This is a genomic window from Candidatus Poriferisocius sp. (genome assembly GCF_965204145.1).
Classification (GTDB): Bacteria; Actinomycetota; Acidimicrobiia; order Acidimicrobiales; family Bin134; genus Poriferisocius.
Genome location: NZ_OZ241977.1, coordinates 1039484 through 1056079, shown reverse-complemented (window position 1 = coordinate 1056079; position 16596 = coordinate 1039484). Strand labels below are relative to the sequence as shown.

Genomic DNA, 16596 nt, shown 5'->3' with positions numbered 1-16596 from the left:
CTATCGGAGGTCGGCGTTGGTCATGCCTTCGATCGTGTCGGCATCCACCACGAAAGTGGGCGCCTGGATGAAGTAACCCTGGCCGGTGCTGCCGGTAGTGAGGTACTGGTGGGCGACCTCGGCGGTCTGCCAACCCCACTGGTAGCCCCTCAGGGCGATGGTCATGTCAACACCGGTCCCGGCCCGGATCTGGTCGAATACGGCCGGCTCGCCGTCGGTCCCGCTGATGAGGATGTCGGCGTGGTCGATGCCAGCCTCTTCCACAGCGATCGCCGCGCCGAGGGCCAGAGCATCGCTGTCAGCCCAGATGCCGTCAAGGTCAGGATTGGCGGTCAACGCGTCTTGGGCCAAGCGGAGGCCCTCCTCAGCGGTGAAGCTGTTGGCGCTCTGGTTGAACACCACCTCGATACCGGGGTTCTCGGCCATGGTGTGCTCGAAGCCCTCGCGTCGCTTCTCCACGTATTCGCTGGCCCCCGGGCCGCCGATCCGGGCGATCTTGCCCGATCCGCCGAGCTGTTCGACCATCCACTCGGTCTGCTTGGTGCCCTCAACACCCCAGTCGGTGCCGATGAAGCCGATCTCCGGAGCAGCCTCCTGCACGCTGTCACCGGTAGACAGCATCGGTATGCCGGCTGCCGCCGCAGCTTCATAGGCGGGAATGAGCGCCTGACGGTCGCCCGGCGAGGCGATGATGAGGTCGACCCCTTGCGTGACGAAGTCCTCTATCTGGGCTACCTGATCCTCGATCACGTAGGCAGCATCGGCTGCGGCAAAGTTCCAGCAGTTCTGGGCGCCGAATTCAGCCAAACCGGCTTCGAGGTCGCGGAAATACAAGATGAAGGTCGCCAAGTTGGCGTACCGCACCTCGTAATACTCCATGCACTCCCCGTCGCCGCTGTCATCGGGCGCGGGCGCTTCAGTTGGCTCTGGCGCAGGTGCTTCAGTCGCCGGCGCCTCGGTGGTCGCCGGCGCCGACCCTGCGTCGTCATCGTCGTTGCCGCATCCTGCGGCCACCAGACCCAGCGCCAAGAACAGCGCCAGCAGCTTGAACAACAGGTTTTTGGTTTTCATTGTTCCCCTCCGGGTTGTTTTGGTTGCTCCGCTACCGGATCGGCTGATTGCTCAGCAGGGCCGGCGGCAAGGAGATCTCCGGGTGCTGTTGTGATGGCCGATTGCTCAGCTATCTCAATGGCACGGCGTTCTTCGTCCAGTTCGTGATCAACCTCGACTTCGATGGCGGTGTCTTCGCTCCGATTGGCCCACCGCTCCAAGTAGCGGCGCAAGAATTGGGATGTCATGGCCAGCACGAACACCACGCCCAACCACACGTCCTGCATGTTGGAGGACACACTGAGCAGATTCAGGCTGTTCTTGATAACGCCGATCAAGAGCACGCCAGCCAGGGTGCGGGGAATCGATCCCCGCCCTCCGAACAGGTTGGTGCCTCCGAGCACTACCGCGGCCACTGCGAATAGCTCGGTGAGTACCGCGGCATTGGGCTGGCCAACATGCACCCTTCCCAGCAGGGTGAATCCGCCAACGGCAACGGCGAAGCCCCCCAACACGAATACAGTGACTCGCACCCGAGTTACGTTGATGCCCGCGCGTCGAGCAGCTTCGGCGTTGCCCCCGACAGCGTAGATCCGTAACCCAAATCGGGAGTAGCGCAAGATTACGTGGTAGACGACACCGAGGCCCAAGGCCACCCAAACAGGCATCCGTAAGCCAATGAAGTCCTCACTCCACCATGCCTTCCAACCGCCGGGGAGGTTGCCCACGGTATTGCCCGCAGTGATCTCACGAGCCAAACCCCTCGCCATAATGAGAAGTCCCAAAGTGGTGATGAAAGAGGGGACCTTGAGCACCGCGGTGATGAACCCGTTGAACAGTCCGGCAGCAATGCCCACACCCACTCCGGCCAACAGCCCCAACAGAATGCTGTTATTGCGCACCATGGTCTCAGCCGCCACAACCCCGATCAGGGCCACGACCGATCCCTGGGAGAGATCCAACTCGGCCGCAATGATCACCAGGGTCATTCCGAATGCCGCGCAAGCCAGGACGGAGGATTGCAACAAAATGTTGTGGAGGTTGCCGGTCGTAAAGAACACGTCGGACTTGTAAGTCATCACCGCACCCAGAATGACGACCACGAAGCCAGCAAAGCTGGCCTCCACTACCCGGGGAATAGCAACCTGGATTCTGTCCCAGACACTGATGGTCGCCGGCTCGCTCACTGGGCCACCTGCTGCTTCGACCGGCCGCGATGGGCTGCGATGCCTTCAACCACCAGGCCGACCAACGCGTCGAGGTAGATCTCTCCAGCGTCGGCCGAGGCCCCGCGGGGATCGCCGATGATGCCCACCGGAGAAAGGGCGGCCATGCCCTCAGAGCGCAGCTTGGCGCTGGCCGACGCGGCTGGCCCCACATGGCCGGCAACTGCCGACGCCATGTCCACCCGATCTGGGGCGATGGCCAGCATGATGCTGGTCTCGAAGTGCCCGCCGTGGGTTCCCACGAGCTCCCGGTCCAAGCCGAGTTGGGCTTCGGCCACTTGATGGATGGCTTCACGCTGGGCGGGCCAGTCGTCGAACGACACCACTCGGGAGCGATCTGTGGCATCCAGCTCGCCCATTGCCGCGGCCATGGCCCCTACGTTTCCGGCATGTCCGGTCACCAAGTAGGCACCCCGGAAACCGTGGCCCACCAGGGTTTGGATTACTTCCACCAAGACGCTCCGGAGAGTCGCATCGCTCAGGCTGGCCGTACCGGGAAACGCCAGGTGGTGGCTGGAGGCACCAACGGAAATGCAGGGCGCCACCATGCAATCTCCCACTCTTTGGGCCGCCCGGTCGGCCACTGCGTCTGCGATTAGGGCATCGGTGTCGAGGGGAAGATGAGGACCGTGCTGCTCAAAGGCGCCCAGCGGAATCATCACATCCAGCGGACCCTGCTTGAGCCGCTCCTCCAGAGCAGTCCAGCTCATCTCCCCCAGCCGCACGAGTGCCTCAGAGGTTGGTGAGGGTGGCGTCGAGATAAGTGGGCTTCTGCGGGCGGCCGACGCCAATCACCACCTGCACCAGGGCTTCCTCATCTGTGTGGTTCCGCAGTCCGTGCATGATTCCAGCAGGGCTGTAGATCATTTCCCGCTCCTTCAGCACGGTGTCGACGATCCGCCCACTGTCGTCCTCCCACCATGCGGTCAACTCTCCCTTGACCACGAAGAAGACCTCTTCCACTTCATGGGCGTGCGACGGGGCCACAGCCCCCGGGGGCATCATCATCACCGACAGCGTGAAATTGTTGGCTGTGACCGTTCCGGGCTCGTAGTGCTTGCCGGTGATGCTCGCCCCCACCATCCGCACATGGGCCCGCCGGTACTCCTCTTTCAGGTCTCCTTGGGCGGCAAACGGCTCCCAGTCCAGTTCCTTGCCTCCGTACCTCTGGATGTGTTCGGAGAACTCGGCATCAGTGAACTGACTCGCCATGCTCATCCCTCCCCCTCATTTGTTTCAGCGCTCGGTATCTTAGTCTCAAAGTTTTGCTGGTGCTCAGGGGGTCTCATTCCGGGGGATTGGCCAGCCGCTAGACAAGCTGGCGTTGGCGGGCAAGGGCGATGGTCTGACCGGGGCGGGAGGGGGCAATCAGGATTGCTCCGGCCTGCACTTCTTGATTGCTGCTCCTGCGCTTCGCCGGAGGGGACAGAGTGATCGGTTGACTCAGGGACAATTCCAAAAGCAGTCCGGCCGCGCCCTGGCTCAGGTCTGAGGCATCGGATCCCTGCTTGGCGGGACCGAAGCTAGCCACCGATCGGCGGCGGAGCAGCACGGGATCTTGCAACGCCAGGTGGTCGTGGACCACCACGCCCGTAGGCACGAACACCAGCCACCGGCGAGTGAGCGAATAAAGCGAGCGAGCGGCAAGGACTGCCAAGGGCACGCCCACCGCCGTGATCACCCCGCCAGCAGCCCAGTGCTCGGCAGCCAGTAGCAGCGGGCCGCCGACAGCGCCGCCGACAGTGATCACAGCCGCCGCCGGCAGAGGGCCCGCCAGCAGCACCGCCGGAGGTCGCAATAGAAGCCGGATTTCATCGCCATAGGAAATGCCGTTCACAAACACCTGGCCCACCGGCGCGCTGAGCGCCACGGCGGCCAATGCACCTGAAATGGCTGCCACTAGAGCAACCTCACCCCAATCGGCGTCTGCCCTTCCGGCCCACAAGAGAGCCGCCACCGCTGAAGGCAACGCCAGCCGGATCAGAACCAGCGTGGCCGGATGGGCCAGCAAAGATCCCACCAGGACAAGGCCCCACAGCACCCACAGCCCCACCGATGCCGTGGACCGCCAGGCCGCGGAGGTCTCGTGCAGACCATCGGCCAATACCGGCCCCGCGGTAAACGGCAACGCCGCCCACCACACTCGCACGACCCACACCCACACTCGGTCCCCCCGAAGACCCCTCACCCACCCCACTACAGCACTTCTGGCCACCGGCGTACCCACCCTGAAGCGGAATCCCCCTGCTCGCCAGTACAGTGCAACAGGTGACGACGGGAGCCGAGAATCGCATCTCGGATCTGATTGAGCGCATCCGCTACCACAATGATCGCTATTACGTCGACGATGCCCCAGAGGTCCCCGATGCCGAATATGACGAATTGGTCCGGGAACTGGTTGAACTAGAGGCGGCCCACCCGGAGCTAGTCCGACCCGACTCCCCCACTCAAATGGTTGGTGCTGATCCGTCCACTCTGTTCACGCCAGTAGAGCACCAAGTGCCGATGATGTCGCTGGACAACGCCTTCGACCGGGGCGAGCTAGTTGCATGGGCAGATCGGGCACAGCGTCGTCTGGCTACTGAGGAGCTTGGCGACCTGGTGTGCGAGCTCAAGTTCGATGGACTGGCCGTGTCGCTGCGCTACGAGAATGGCGTTTTAGTCCAGGGTGCAACCCGAGGGAACGGCAGGGTGGGTGAGGACATCACGGCGAACATTCTCACCATCAAGTCCGTACCCCATCGGCTCCCTGAAGGCGCGCCCAGGGTTCTGGAAGTGCGGGGGGAGGTCTACATGCCTCTTGTTGCCTTTGAAGCTCTGAACGCTCAGCAAGAGGCCGAGGGCAAGCCCCGCTATGCCAATCCCCGCAACACAGCGGCCGGCTCGCTGCGGCAGAAGGATCCGGCGACCACCGCCACCAGGGGCTTGTCGATGTGGTGCTACTCCGTGGGGGAAGTTCAGGGAGGCCCTGCTCTGAATACCCATAGCGCCACTCTGGAGTACCTAGACAGCCTCAACCTGCCGGTCAATCCAGAGACCACCACGGTGGACTCGCTTGACAAGGCATGGGAGTTCGTGGAGCGCAGTGAAGGCATGCGCCATGACCTGCCTTATGAGATCGACGGCGCGGTCATCAAGGTAGACCGCCTCGACCTCCAGCAGGGACTGGGGGCTACCAGTCGGGCGCCCCGTTGGGCCATCGCCTACAAACTTCCCCCTGAAGAGCGGACCACAAAGCTCTTGGACATCCACGTCTCCATCGGCAGCAAAGGCAAGGCCACCCCATTTGCAGTGTTGGAGCCGGTGTTCGTCGGCGGCTCCACGGTTGCAATGGCAACTTTGCACAACGAGGACCAGGTCAAGGCCAAAGACGTCCGTCCCGGAGACACCGTGGTGGTCCGCAAGGCCGGCGATGTGATTCCAGAGGTGCTGGGATCTGTTCTGGCCGACCGCGCTCCTGATTCAGCGGAGTGGGAGTTTCCGGAGGTCTGCCCTTGTCTCCACCAACAGCCGTTGATCCGCGAAGAGGGAGACGCCGCCCACTATTGCCTCTACCCCCGGTGTCCCGAGCAGCTTCGAGGCTGGATCGAGCATTTTGCCGCCCGCAACGCCCTCGACATCGAGCACCTTGGCGAGCAAAGGGTTCGCCTGTTCATCGACCTCGGATTCATATCCGACGTGGGCGACATCTACGCCCTTCCCTATGAGAGCATCCGCGAGCTCGAGGGGTTCGGCGAACTCTCGGTGGCCAACTTGACCGCTGCTGTCGAGGCTTCCAAGCAGCAGTCTTTGGCCCGGCTGTTGGTGGGGCTCAACATCCGCCATCTGGGCGACACCACTTGTGAGTTGCTGGCAGATGCCTTCGGTTCTTTGGACCAGATAATGGAGGCTTCGGTTGAGGAGTTGGCCGAGGTGGACGGGATCGGGCCGATCATGGCGGAGAGCGTGCACGAGTTCTTCCAGTCGGAGGTCAACCGAGAGATCATCGAGAAGCTGCGGGCCGCGGGACTCAACTTCGCTGGACATGCTGACAACGTCGACGAAGAGGCGCTGCCCCAGACCTTGGAGGGGATGACCATTGTGGTCACCGGCGGGGTGGAGGGGTACACCCGAGACGGGGTGGGGGCGGCCATCAAGGCCCGGGGCGGCAAGTCACCTAGCAGCGTGTCGTCCAAGACCACCGCGCTGGTGGTGGGTGAAAACCCCGGCACGTCGAAGCTGGACAAAGCTGAGAAGCTGGGCATCCCGGTCCTCGATGAGGCACAGTTCCAGCGGCTCATCGAGACGGGGGAATTGCCTTGACCAAGGGACTGAAACGGCTCTCGGCCTGTCTCTTGGCGGCCGCGTTGTTTGCCACTGGTGCGGTCGCCTTCGGCAGCTCGGTCGCGGCGGCGCAGGACAGCGGGGCAACCCTCCAAGACATCACGGTCCGTGATCAGCTGATCGCCAATCAGGAGACCTTGCTCAACGTCTACCGCTGCATGTTCGACATCGACACTCAACAAGTGCCCGGAGGCTGTGCCAACGGCCAGCCCAGCCGAGGTCGGACCGAGCCAGGCACATTCCCAGGCACGCCCACCAACAACGACGTCGCGGTTCGCGACAACCTGATCGCCAACCAGGAATCGCTGCTCAACGTGTACCGCTGCCGATTCGACATCGACACCCAACTCGTGCCGGGCGGCTGCGCCCCCCAACCTGTCGAAGAACCCACTCCACAACTGATCGATGTCCCCGTCTTCTATTGCGTCCCCGCAAACGCTGGATTCACCCTCGCAAAACTGCAATCTGAGGCTGAACGGCTAACTCGAGTTGTCGGCGGCTTTTATTTGAGGGAATCGTCTGGAATGGTCGGAGTTGAGTTCTCACCAAGTGGAATAGTGTCGCCAGACTTAGATTGGGACCGCCAGGTTATCGGCTACCGCCCAGAGCATATTGAGGATGACCCTTGCGCATCAGAAGTAGCGCAGTTAGGAGACTTTCAGAATATACTCATTCTCTGGCACGCTGTCCCAGGAGGCGGTGCAGCAGGTTACGCCACCGAAAACGTTGCTGTTGTTCCTACTCTAGAAGCTTACGGCAGCGAGAGATGGCATTCCTTGACAACCGCGCACGAGATGGGGCACTTGCTGTTTGACTTAGACCATTCCTCGCCTTACCCGTCCATTATGCCCTCAACACCTTGGTTCGCTCTTGAAGAAAACCGCTTGGGATGCGATGAGCTACAGGACCTCGGCTGGCCAATACACGATCGATGCGTCCTCGGACACTTGCAAACTCCCGACGGTTCATTCACCGGCATAACAACAAATGAATTCCATTCTTGTGGAACGCGAATTGACAAATCTGTGGAATGCTGGGGTAGCAACTACATCGAGCCATTGAGTGCCCCTACGGGTGAGTTCGCCTCCGTCGTTGCGGGCTTGTTCCATAGCTGCGGGTTGCGAGAAGACGGCACTGTGAAGTGCTGGGGGCGCAACCACGATGGGCAGATAGATGCGCCTGACGAGAAATTCGCATCGATCGCCGCCGGCAATCATTACACCTGCGGAATAACCGCTCGGGGGACCATCGCATGTTGGGGTGACAACAGATACAGACAAACAGGGGCACCAACAGGGTCGTTCGAGTTCCTGTCGGCTGGCGACCGCCATGCCTGCGGACTGAGAACCATTGGCACTGTCAGATGCTGGGGACAAAATGACCAAGGGCAGGCATCTCCCCCATCCGGGACCTTCAAGGCCGTTGCCGCTAGCGCACATCACTCCTGCGGAATTCGCATGAACGGGAGCATCGAGTGCTGGGGAGCACGAGATGACGGCCACAGCAGTCCATCTTGGGAGCCCGAGGGCCTGCCCCCAGGCCCATTCACAGCCATTACCGCAGGGACGCGGCATGTTTGCGGACTCAGCGAAACCGGTACTGCCACTTGCTGGGGTAGCGGCAGTGGCGCAATCGACGACGCTCCGAGCGAAGCGCTCACAGCGTTCGACGCCGGCGGAGAATACACATGCGGCTTGAATCTTCGAGGTGCTGTCCAGTGCTGGGGCGGTGACTACTACACCGGCCTCAGTGTTCCTGGAGGTTCCTTCTCCGTCATTGAGGCTGGCAGGGACCTTACCTGCGGCATTCGAGAAGACGGCACCATCCGATGCTGGGGTATTGGAGGTCACGGCTCGGACATAGCTCCCACGGGCAGATTCTCGGCAACCTCCTCCGGCCACATCCACACCTGCGCTATTCGACAAGACGGAACCGTCACTTGCTGGGGCTCCAATGACCGTGGAGTCGTAACCGGTGCACCCGAAGGCCGCTTCACCGCCATCAGTTCCGGTCTGTTCTTCAGCTGCGGGCTTCGAGAAGACGGCACAGCTTTGTGCTGGGGCCACGAAGGCTTGAAGGCCCCTGATGAACAGTTCAGCTCGGTAGCCGCCGGTGATTCATTTGCTTGTGGATTGCTCGTTGACGGAACTGTTCTGTGCTGGGGTTCCGATGCTTTTGGAGAGGTAAGCGACTCTCCCGAGGGTCGCTTCACCGCATTGGCTTCCGGCGGCTTTCATGTTTGCGGGCTTCCGGAAGCTGGCGGCATCAAGTGCTGGGGCGATAACCACCACGGGCAGTTGGACAACATCCCTGAAGGTAGCTTTACTGCCATCTCAGCAGGCTATTACCACTCCTGCGCCCTTCGAGATGATGGAACGATCATGTGCTGGGGATCGAATCAAGACTTCGATGGAACCGTGATTGGCCAGTTGGATGGCATTCCCCGCGGAAGCTTCACCGCCATCACCGCTGGCGACTACCACACCTGCGCGCTCAGCGAGGACGGCTCGGTCCGCTGCTGGGGCAGCCAATACGCTTCGGCCTGAACCTAAGGGAGCGACTGATGATCAAGGCAGTGTTTTGGGATTTTGGCGGGGTGTTCACTGGCTCGCCGTTTTATCTCGACGACTATGCCCGTTCGCTGGGCACCACCAACGAACGGCTGTTAGAGCACGTCTTCGGACGGTACGAGGCCGACGGCGATCATCCCTGGCACCGCTTGGAGCGGGGCGAGGGCACCCTGGCCGAGGCACTGGAGGCGGCCGATGAGGCTTGCCGGGCTGACGGCGTCGAGGGGTTCACCTCCGAGGGCTTCTTCAAGGCCATGAGCGGCACCAGCAGCGAAGAGCGGCGCGACAAGGCTGTGGCCAAAGTCCGGGAGTTGAACGAGGCGGGCATTCGACAAGCGATCATCACCAACAACGCCAAAGAGTTCGGCGACATGTGGCGCGGCCTTATCCCGGTCGATGAGCTTTTCGAGGCCGCGATCGACTCCAGCGCGGTGGGCATGCGCAAGCCCGATCCGAGGATCTATCAGCTCGCCCTTCAGCAATTGGAGGTTTCCCGCCCGGAAACGAGCGCCTTTCTGGACGATTTCGAGCCCAACGTGATCGCCGCCCGAGAACTCGGCATGCACGGCATCCTGGTCGAAGACGACATCTCCATCGCCCTCGCCAATCTTGATCGGCTTCTCGAGACTGGTTAGGGGCCGCAGGATGAGTGGTCCTGAGAAGAGAGTCCGCATCTGGATCGACCGGACTCCCCCGTCCGAAATCAAGATCCCCCCTGACGTGGAGCTGGTTGACGGCCCAGAGCACGCCGACGGCGTGGTGGTGGCCGCCGACCAGCCGTGGGACGACGAAGCCTGCCGTCGCCTGCCCAACCTCAAGGTGGTAGCCCGCTCCGGCATCGGCTACGACAACGTGGATGTCGCCGCTTGCGCGGCCCACGGCGTGGCCGTCTGCAACACTCCCGATGCCCCCACGGTCTCTACTGCTGAGCACGCACTGGCGCTGATGCTGGCGGTAGCCAAGCGGCTCAAGAGCTCCGAAGTGCGCTTGGCCTCTGGCACCGCCGGCGGACCTGGCAGACTCACTGGCCCCGGTGCGCTGGAGCTGGACGGTCGCACCCTTGGACTGGTGGGCTGTGGACGGATCGGGAGCCGTCTGGGGCGCTACGCCGAAGCGTTGGGAATGATCGTCCTGGTCTACGACCCCTACCTCGATACTGCGCCCGTGGGCGAGCTGGCCGGTCTGGACCAGCTTTGGGCCTCGGCTGATGTGGTCTCGCTGCATGCCCCGGCCACCGCGGAGACCCGACACATCGTCAACACCGACTCACTGGCTGCCATGCGCCCCGGCGTGGTGATCATCAACTGTGCCCGGGGGGCGCTGGTGGATCAGGAAGCGCTGCTAGCTGCACTCGATTCCGGCCATGTGGGCGGCGCTGGTCTCGATGTCACCGAACCTGAGCCGCTGCCCCCGGACCACCCACTCCTAGGCCGCGACAACGTGGTTGTCACTCCCCATGTGGCTTCAACCACCACCGCAGGCATCGTACGGCTGATAGGCCAGGCGTTGGAACAGGCTCTCATCTGGCTTAGGGACGGGACTCCCGAACACCTACTTGATCCTGCGGCCGCCCACCCTTCGGTAGATCGCCGAGCCAATCACTAGAACTGGCCCGGATCTGACGCCAAAGCCGCTAATCATCCCAGTCAAGCCGCTACCGCACCGCCTACCACCAGATCACCCTGGTAGAAGACCACCGCTTGGCCGGGCGCCACCCGGCGCTGGGGCTCTTGCCAGTCAATTCTCCCGGCTGGGTCTAATACTCCGACCGCGGGCTTGCCGTGTGCGCTCACCTGGATGTCCACTGGACCGTCGACGGGCTCATCGGCCCACTGGATATCGATCACGTCCTGGGTCGGGGAATACAGATCGTCGCGTCGTCCCACGATCACCCGGCCCGCGGCGATGTCCACGTCGGTCACATAGCGGGGCTCGTCGGTACCGCCCAGGTTGAGGCCTCGGCGCTGGCCGATGGTCACCGCCTGAACGGCCTCGACGGAACCCAACTCCGTGCCGTCGGCGTCCACCACGGTGGCGGGCGACTCTCCCAAGCGACGGGACAGAAAGCCTTGCCGTCCCCCGGTCCGATTGGCGATGAAGCACACGTCCTGGCTGTCGGGCTTGGCCGAGTTCCGCAGGCCCAGACCAGTAGCCCGCTCCCTTACCTCGGCCTTGGTCAGATGGCCGATGGGCAACAACATCCGGGCCATCTGCTCCTGGCCCAACATGTACAGCACATAGGACTGGTCTTTGGCCGCGTCTACTCCCCGCCGCACCCGAAACCCTTCGCCCGCCGCCTCAAGCCGGGCATGATGGCCCGTAGCCACCGCATCAAATCCCAGAGCCTCGGCCCGAACCATCAGCTTGTCGAACTTGATGTGGCGGTTGCATTCGATACAGGGGTTGGGCGTCAACCCCACGGCATGGTCCTCCACGTAAGGCGTCACCACTCGCTGGTCGAAGGCGTCGCCGAAGTTGAACACGTGGTGCTGCAACCCCAAGCAGTCGGCCACCCGACGGGCGTCCTCCACATCCGACACCGAGCAGCAGCCGGTATCCGATTCCCCTCCCCAAAGCTTGAGGGTCACGCCCACCACATCGTGTCCCTGCTCGGCCAGCATGGCGGCAGCCACCGAGGAGTCCACACCCCCCGACATGGCCGCCAATACCCGCATCTCTCAGCCCGTCTCGTAGTCCCGGAGCCGGGCCACCGCATCGGGAATGACTGCCAACGCCTGATCGATATCGACATCAGCGGTCTCATAGCCCAGCGAAAGCCGCAGCGATCCCCCGGCCAGCATTCGGTCGTAGCCCATGGCGGCCAGCACGTGGGACGGATCCTGCGCCCCGCTAGAGCAGGACGAGGCCGCCGATGCGTACACCCCGGCATCTTCCAGCAAGAACAACAGCGCTTCTGACTCGATGCCCTCGAAGCACAGGTGGGCCGACCCGGCCACTTTGCCCGACCGCGCTCCCGTCTCCACCGTGTCTGGCACCGCAGCCAGAATCCCGTCCACCAGCCGGTCCCGCAACCCGGCCAGCCGGACTACCTGCTCAGACCGGCTTTTCAGCACAACCTCGGTAGCCGCAGCCATGCCCGCGATGCCCGCCGCGTTGTGGGTGCCGGAACGCAGCCCTCGCTCCTGGCCACCCCCCAGCATCAACGGAGACAGCTCCACCCCGTCGCGTACTACCAGCGCGCCCACCCCCTTAGGACCGCCGAATTTGTGGGCGCTGACCGAGATCAGATCGGCATCAGCCGCCAGCGAAGCCACGTCCAACCAAGGGAAGGCCTGGACCGCATCGGTGTGGAGTACGGCACTGGAGGCCGACGAGCGGACCACTTCGGCCACCTGCCCCAAAGGCTGGACCATGCCGGTCTCGTTGTTGGCCAGCATCACCGACACCACGGTGACGCTGTCGTCGAGGGCCGCGGCCAGCGCGTCGAGGTCAATGACCCCGGTGGCGTCAACCGACACTACGCGGCCCCCCAGATGCTCCACCGGCTCCAGCACTGCGTGGTGCTCGATGGCCGAGCACACCGTCACCCCGCCCACCTGCATATGCCGTCCGACCACTGCCAGATTGTCGCCCTCGGTACCCCCGCCGGTGAACACGATCTCTCCGGGCGCCGAGCCCAGAGCCTCAGCCATCACATCGCGGGCATCGTCAATGCAGCGGCGGGTGTCGCGAGCCATGCGATGCGCCCCGGTCGGGTTGGCATACAACTCCCGGTGCAATGGCGCCATCGCTTCCACTGCCTCGGTACACAGCGGGGTTGAGGCCGCGTTGTCGAGGTAGGCAATCCTCTCGGGGGCCATCGCCGATCCTCCCGCTTCCCTCTATACCTTGGGGAACACCAGGTCGTCGCGCTTGGAGCGCTTGAGCTCGGCAAATGACGGCCACTCGGCCAGGGTCACCACTGCATCCCACAGGCGCACGGCCTCCTCCTCCGGTGGAATCTGGCTCACCACCGGCCCGAAGAACGACGTGGCCCCCCCGTTGTGGTGGAAGGTGATGATCGGGGTGCCCACGTCCCGGCCGGTGCGGCTCAGCGCCTCCATGGTGGACTCTCGCAGGGCATCATCCAGCGACTCGTCCTCAGCCCGGTCGGCAAGCTCACCAGATAGGCCAGCTCGCTCCAATGCGGCCTTCAGATGCTGGTCTGAGGCCACTTCTCCCATCTCCGAGCGAATGTCCGCATCTGGATTCCAGATAGTGGTCCCATAGGCGGTGTACAGCTCGCCGGCCGCGGCTGCGCCATGCTGGTCGCGAACCGCCTGGGCTACCCGCAGCATGCGCCGGCCCTTGTGGTGCAGCTCCTGGTAGCCCTCGGGGAAGTTCTCGTAGTCGCTGTCCTCGTTGAGGATCGACAGGCAGATCAGCCGCCAGTCCACTTCGTAGTCGCGCTGGCGAGCGACATCGGTCACCCACCGAGAAGTGAGCCAGGCGAACGGGCAGATCGGATCCCAGAAGAACTCGATGTCGGCATCGGGCATCCTCCAATCCTACGGCCCTCCAGCAAGACCCACGAGTCGCTTTAGACTCAGGTTGTGGCCAGGATCAGGGTTTCTACCACCATCGAAGCGCCCTTGGACGCTGTGTGGGAGTACGTGCGCCGTATCGACTCTCACACCGAGTGGATGGCCGACGCCGAGTCGATCTCCTTTCGAGGAACTCAGACCGAGGGGGTGGGCACCGCCTTCGAATGCCTCACCAAGGTCGGCCCCCTTCGCCTCAACGATGCAATGGTGGTCACCGAATGGGTCGATCAGAAGGCCATCGGCGTGCGCCACACCGGACTGGTCACCGGGGAAGGGCGCTTCACCCTTATCCCGGCGGGCACCGATCGCACAGAGTTCTGCTGGACCGAGGAACTGCAATTCCCCTGGTGGATGGGGGGCCTGGTGGGCGACATAGTCGGTGCCCGCATTCTCGAGTGGGTATGGCGCCGCAACCTGCGCACGCTGCGCAGTCAGTTCTAGCCCCGTCTACAGCGTTTCAGTCCAGCGGGTTGCAGCCCACAAGGAGCCAAGAAACGATCCGGCAGCCACCGCGAAGGCGGTGACCACGGGGAAGGCCGTGGGGTATTGCTGCCGGCGGATGGCATACGCGGCAGCCGCCCCCACGAGAAACCCACCGATGAGACCGCCGATATGGCCGCCCAGCGAGATCGACCGGACGGTGAAGCTGATCACCAGGTTGATAACAAGAATCAGCCCTATCGGGGTCTGGAATAGTCCCACCCCTTGGGTCAGCGACAGGGCGACATAAGCGCCCATCAGTCCGAAGATGGCCCCTGACGCCCCGGCAATCAGCGAGTTTGGCGCCTCGACCAACGCTCCGAACGACCCGCTGACCAGCGAGGAGAAATACACCGCGGCGAACGGGATTCTTCCCAGCGATCTCTCCAGGACCAGACCCAATACATAAAGCGAGTACATGTTCACCGCGAGATGGAATAAGCCGTGGTGTAGGAAACCGCCGGTGAACACCCTCCACCATTCGTTGGAGAAGTCGATGGCAGCGCCCCAGGTCGCGGCATCGAAGACGAGGCCATCGACGCTGCCCCGGCCGCTGAGACTGTCCCCCATTGCCATACCGACGATGAACACCGCCACGTTGGCGGCGATCAACCCATAGCTGATGTACCAGGTGTCGGTTCGCTGCGGGATCATGCTCGGAGTGTGCAGCTACAAGCCCACCGGTGAGCCGTCACTCAACAGGTTCTGGCCCACATTCACCACCTCGGTGACCCCTTCCACCCGGTCCTTGAGGATCCGCTCCACCCCCGCCTTCAGCGTCACGGTCGACGCCGGACAGCTCACACAGGCGCCCGTCAACTCCACGGTGACCACCCCGGTGTCCTCGTCCACCCCGCGCAGATAGATGTCCCCATCGTCGGCCTGCACCGCGGGGCGGATGGCCTCGATCACCTGGGCGACGGCGTCTTCCACGCCCCCATTGTCTCAACCAAATCCCGATTCGCCAACCTTCCCGCCGATCTCTTCCCTCAATCCCGCGGTCGTCTGGCAGACTCCAACTCATGGAAGTGCTGGCCCACCAGGGAGGTTGGGATGAGATCCTCTTGGTGGCCGCACCGTTGGCCCTGTTGGCCGGTTTGCTGTATCTGGCTAACCGTCGGGCCTCTCGCGGCGGACGTCGGCCCCAAGCGCGCTGAGCTTGCCGGCGAAGTTCTCATAGCCCCGGTCGATGTGGTGGGGATCGGACACCACAGTCACACCGTCGGCGGCCAGCCCGGCTACCACCAGAGCAGCCCCCGCCCGGATGTCGGACGCCCGCACCGGCGCGCCGCTGAGGCGTTCCACCCCCCGGATCACCGCGTGGTGGCCCTCGGTGCGGATATCGGCGCCCATGCGCAACAGCTCGTCCACATAGCGGAACCGGCCCGAGAACAGGTTCTCGGTCACGATCCCCACTCCCTCGGCCACCGACAACATGGCCACCAGCAGCGGCTTGCAGTCGGTGGGCAGACCGGGATAGGGCAGCGTGGAGACGTCAGCCGACCGAAGCCGACCGGTGCACATGGCCCATATCCCATCGGGGTCAGATGAGGTCCGCACTCCCATCTCCCCGAGCTTGCGGCACAACATTGCCATGTGGTCGGGTCGAGCCCCCACCAAGGTGATCTCCCCGCCGGCCACCCCCAAAGCAGCCATGAACGTGGCCGCCTCAATCCGATCGCTCACCGCAGTGTGCTCCACCGGGTACAGCTCCTCCACTCCTTCCACCACGATGGTGGAAGTTCCCGCTCCGGTCACCTGGCCGCCCATGTGGTTCAAGAATCCGGCCAGATCGGCGATCTCCGGCTCCCGGGCGGCATTGTCGATCACCGTGGTGCCTTTGGCCCGAACCGCGGCCATCATCACGTTCTCGGTGGCCCCCACACTGGGGAACTCCAACAACACCGAATTGCCCACCAAGTTGTCGGCGGTGGCGTGGACGTCCCCACCGGAAATCTCGAACCGGCAGCCGATGGCCTCCAGCCCGGCGATGTGCATGTCGATTGGCCGGGGGCCGAAATCATCGCCACCGGGAAGGGCCACCCGGGCGTGTCCGATACCCCCCAACAGCGGCCCCAGCACCGCGGTGGATGCCCGAAGCTGGTCGGTCAGCGCATAGGGGGCGTCGGGGGTTATGGCCTCGGGGCGTTCGATGGTGAGAACGTCGGCCGAACGGCTGACCGAGACTCCCATGGCCCTCAGCACATCGGCCATCACCGCCACATCCTCAATGTCGGGCACATTTCGGATGACGAACGTCCCCTCGGTGAGCAAACAGGCAGCCATGAGCTTGAGCACCGAGTTCTTGGCCCCGCCTATGACCACCGGGCCCTCCAGAGGACCGCGGGCCCGCACCTCGATGCGATCCTTCTGCTTGGCGGGCTCCACCTGACAAGTATGGTG

At 63.4% G+C, this 16596-nt stretch carries 16 protein-coding genes; 5 read left to right on the top strand and 11 right to left on the bottom strand.

What is annotated here, in order from left to right; translation table 11 throughout:
* The 5 genes from ACOGI7_RS04705 to ACOGI7_RS04685 all read right to left on the bottom strand — a co-directional run bounded on the left by ACOGI7_RS04705 (position 1) and on the right by ACOGI7_RS04685 (position 4440).
* Positions 1–1071: a sugar ABC transporter substrate-binding protein gene (locus ACOGI7_RS04705; RefSeq protein ID WP_419850759.1), complete on the bottom strand. Its 1071-nt coding sequence runs from the start codon at positions 1069–1071 to the stop codon at positions 1–3.
* The gene (locus tag ACOGI7_RS04700; RefSeq protein WP_419850758.1) at positions 1068–2237 is read right to left on the bottom strand and encodes an ABC transporter permease; all 1170 of its coding nucleotides are present in this window, start codon (positions 2235–2237) and stop codon (positions 1068–1070) included. Before ACOGI7_RS04700 ends, ACOGI7_RS04705 begins: the two co-directional genes overlap by 4 nt.
* Positions 2234–2986 carry a creatininase family protein gene (locus ACOGI7_RS04695; protein WP_419850757.1) on the bottom strand — a complete coding sequence of 251 codons (753 nt, stop codon included), beginning with the start codon at positions 2984–2986 and terminating at the stop codon, positions 2234–2236. The genes ACOGI7_RS04700 and ACOGI7_RS04695 overlap by 4 nt, the downstream gene beginning before the upstream one ends.
* 22 nt (positions 2987–3008) lie before the next feature.
* Positions 3009–3494 carry a dimethylsulfonioproprionate lyase family protein gene (locus ACOGI7_RS04690; RefSeq protein ID WP_419850756.1) on the bottom strand — a complete coding sequence of 162 codons (486 nt, stop codon included), beginning with the start codon at positions 3492–3494 and terminating at the stop codon, positions 3009–3011.
* Between the two features lie 91 nt (positions 3495–3585).
* Positions 3586–4440, bottom strand: coding sequence for a hypothetical protein (locus tag ACOGI7_RS04685; protein WP_419850755.1), 855 nt, complete (start codon positions 4438–4440; stop codon positions 3586–3588).
* Positions 4441–4544: 104 nt separating this feature from the next.
* Between ACOGI7_RS04685 and ligA the strand changes: the two genes are divergently transcribed.
* From ligA to ACOGI7_RS04665, 4 genes are read left to right on the top strand one after another with little or no spacing between them, the layout of a single operon-like run.
* On the top strand, positions 4545–6578 hold the full coding sequence (ligA, locus tag ACOGI7_RS04680; RefSeq protein ID WP_419850754.1) for an NAD-dependent DNA ligase LigA: 2034 nt from the start codon (positions 4545–4547) through the stop codon (positions 6576–6578).
* A complete protein-coding gene (locus ACOGI7_RS04675; protein ID WP_419850753.1) occupies positions 6575–9145 on the top strand; it encodes a hypothetical protein in 2571 nt (856 codons plus the stop codon). Before ligA ends, ACOGI7_RS04675 begins: the two co-directional genes overlap by 4 nt.
* Positions 9146–9162: 17 nt before the next feature.
* Entirely contained in the window at positions 9163–9804 is a 642-nt protein-coding gene (locus ACOGI7_RS04670; RefSeq protein ID WP_419850752.1) for an HAD family hydrolase, read from the top strand.
* A 10-nt stretch (positions 9805–9814) separates the two neighbouring features.
* Positions 9815–10774 carry an NAD(P)-dependent oxidoreductase gene (locus ACOGI7_RS04665; RefSeq protein WP_419850751.1) on the top strand — a complete coding sequence of 320 codons (960 nt, stop codon included), beginning with the start codon at positions 9815–9817 and terminating at the stop codon, positions 10772–10774.
* 41 nt (positions 10775–10815) lie between these two features.
* On the opposite strand, the gene mnmA is transcribed toward ACOGI7_RS04665, so the two are convergent.
* The 3 genes from mnmA to ACOGI7_RS04650 are packed head-to-tail and all read right to left on the bottom strand — an operon-like array spanning position 10816 to position 13668.
* A complete protein-coding gene (gene mnmA, locus ACOGI7_RS04660; RefSeq protein WP_419850750.1) occupies positions 10816–11844 on the bottom strand; it encodes a tRNA 2-thiouridine(34) synthase MnmA in 1029 nt (342 codons plus the stop codon).
* A gap of 3 nt (positions 11845–11847) precedes the next feature.
* On the bottom strand, positions 11848–12990 hold the full coding sequence (locus ACOGI7_RS04655; protein ID WP_419850749.1) for a cysteine desulfurase family protein: 1143 nt from the start codon (positions 12988–12990) through the stop codon (positions 11848–11850).
* 21 nt (positions 12991–13011) lie between these two features.
* On the bottom strand, positions 13012–13668 hold the full coding sequence (locus ACOGI7_RS04650) for a DsbA family protein (protein WP_419850748.1): 657 nt from the start codon (positions 13666–13668) through the stop codon (positions 13012–13014).
* Between the two features lie 54 nt (positions 13669–13722).
* On the opposite strand from ACOGI7_RS04650, the gene ACOGI7_RS04645 reads away from it, so the two are divergent.
* A complete protein-coding gene (locus ACOGI7_RS04645) occupies positions 13723–14154 on the top strand; it encodes an SRPBCC family protein (RefSeq protein WP_419850747.1) in 432 nt (143 codons plus the stop codon).
* Positions 14155–14160: 6 nt separating this feature from the next.
* On the opposite strand, the gene ACOGI7_RS04640 is transcribed toward ACOGI7_RS04645, so the two are convergent.
* From ACOGI7_RS04640 to murA, 3 genes are all read right to left on the bottom strand, one after another.
* Entirely contained in the window at positions 14161–14847 is a 687-nt protein-coding gene (locus ACOGI7_RS04640) for a rhomboid family intramembrane serine protease (RefSeq protein WP_419850746.1), read from the bottom strand.
* Between the two features lie 15 nt (positions 14848–14862).
* Complete coding sequence (locus ACOGI7_RS04635; protein ID WP_419850745.1) at positions 14863–15126, bottom strand: NifU family protein; 264 nt, start codon at positions 15124–15126, stop codon at positions 14863–14865.
* 177 nt (positions 15127–15303) lie between these two features.
* Positions 15304–16581 carry a UDP-N-acetylglucosamine 1-carboxyvinyltransferase gene (gene murA, locus ACOGI7_RS04630; protein ID WP_419850744.1) on the bottom strand — a complete coding sequence of 426 codons (1278 nt, stop codon included), beginning with the start codon at positions 16579–16581 and terminating at the stop codon, positions 15304–15306.
* Positions 16582–16596 lie beyond the last annotated feature (15 nt).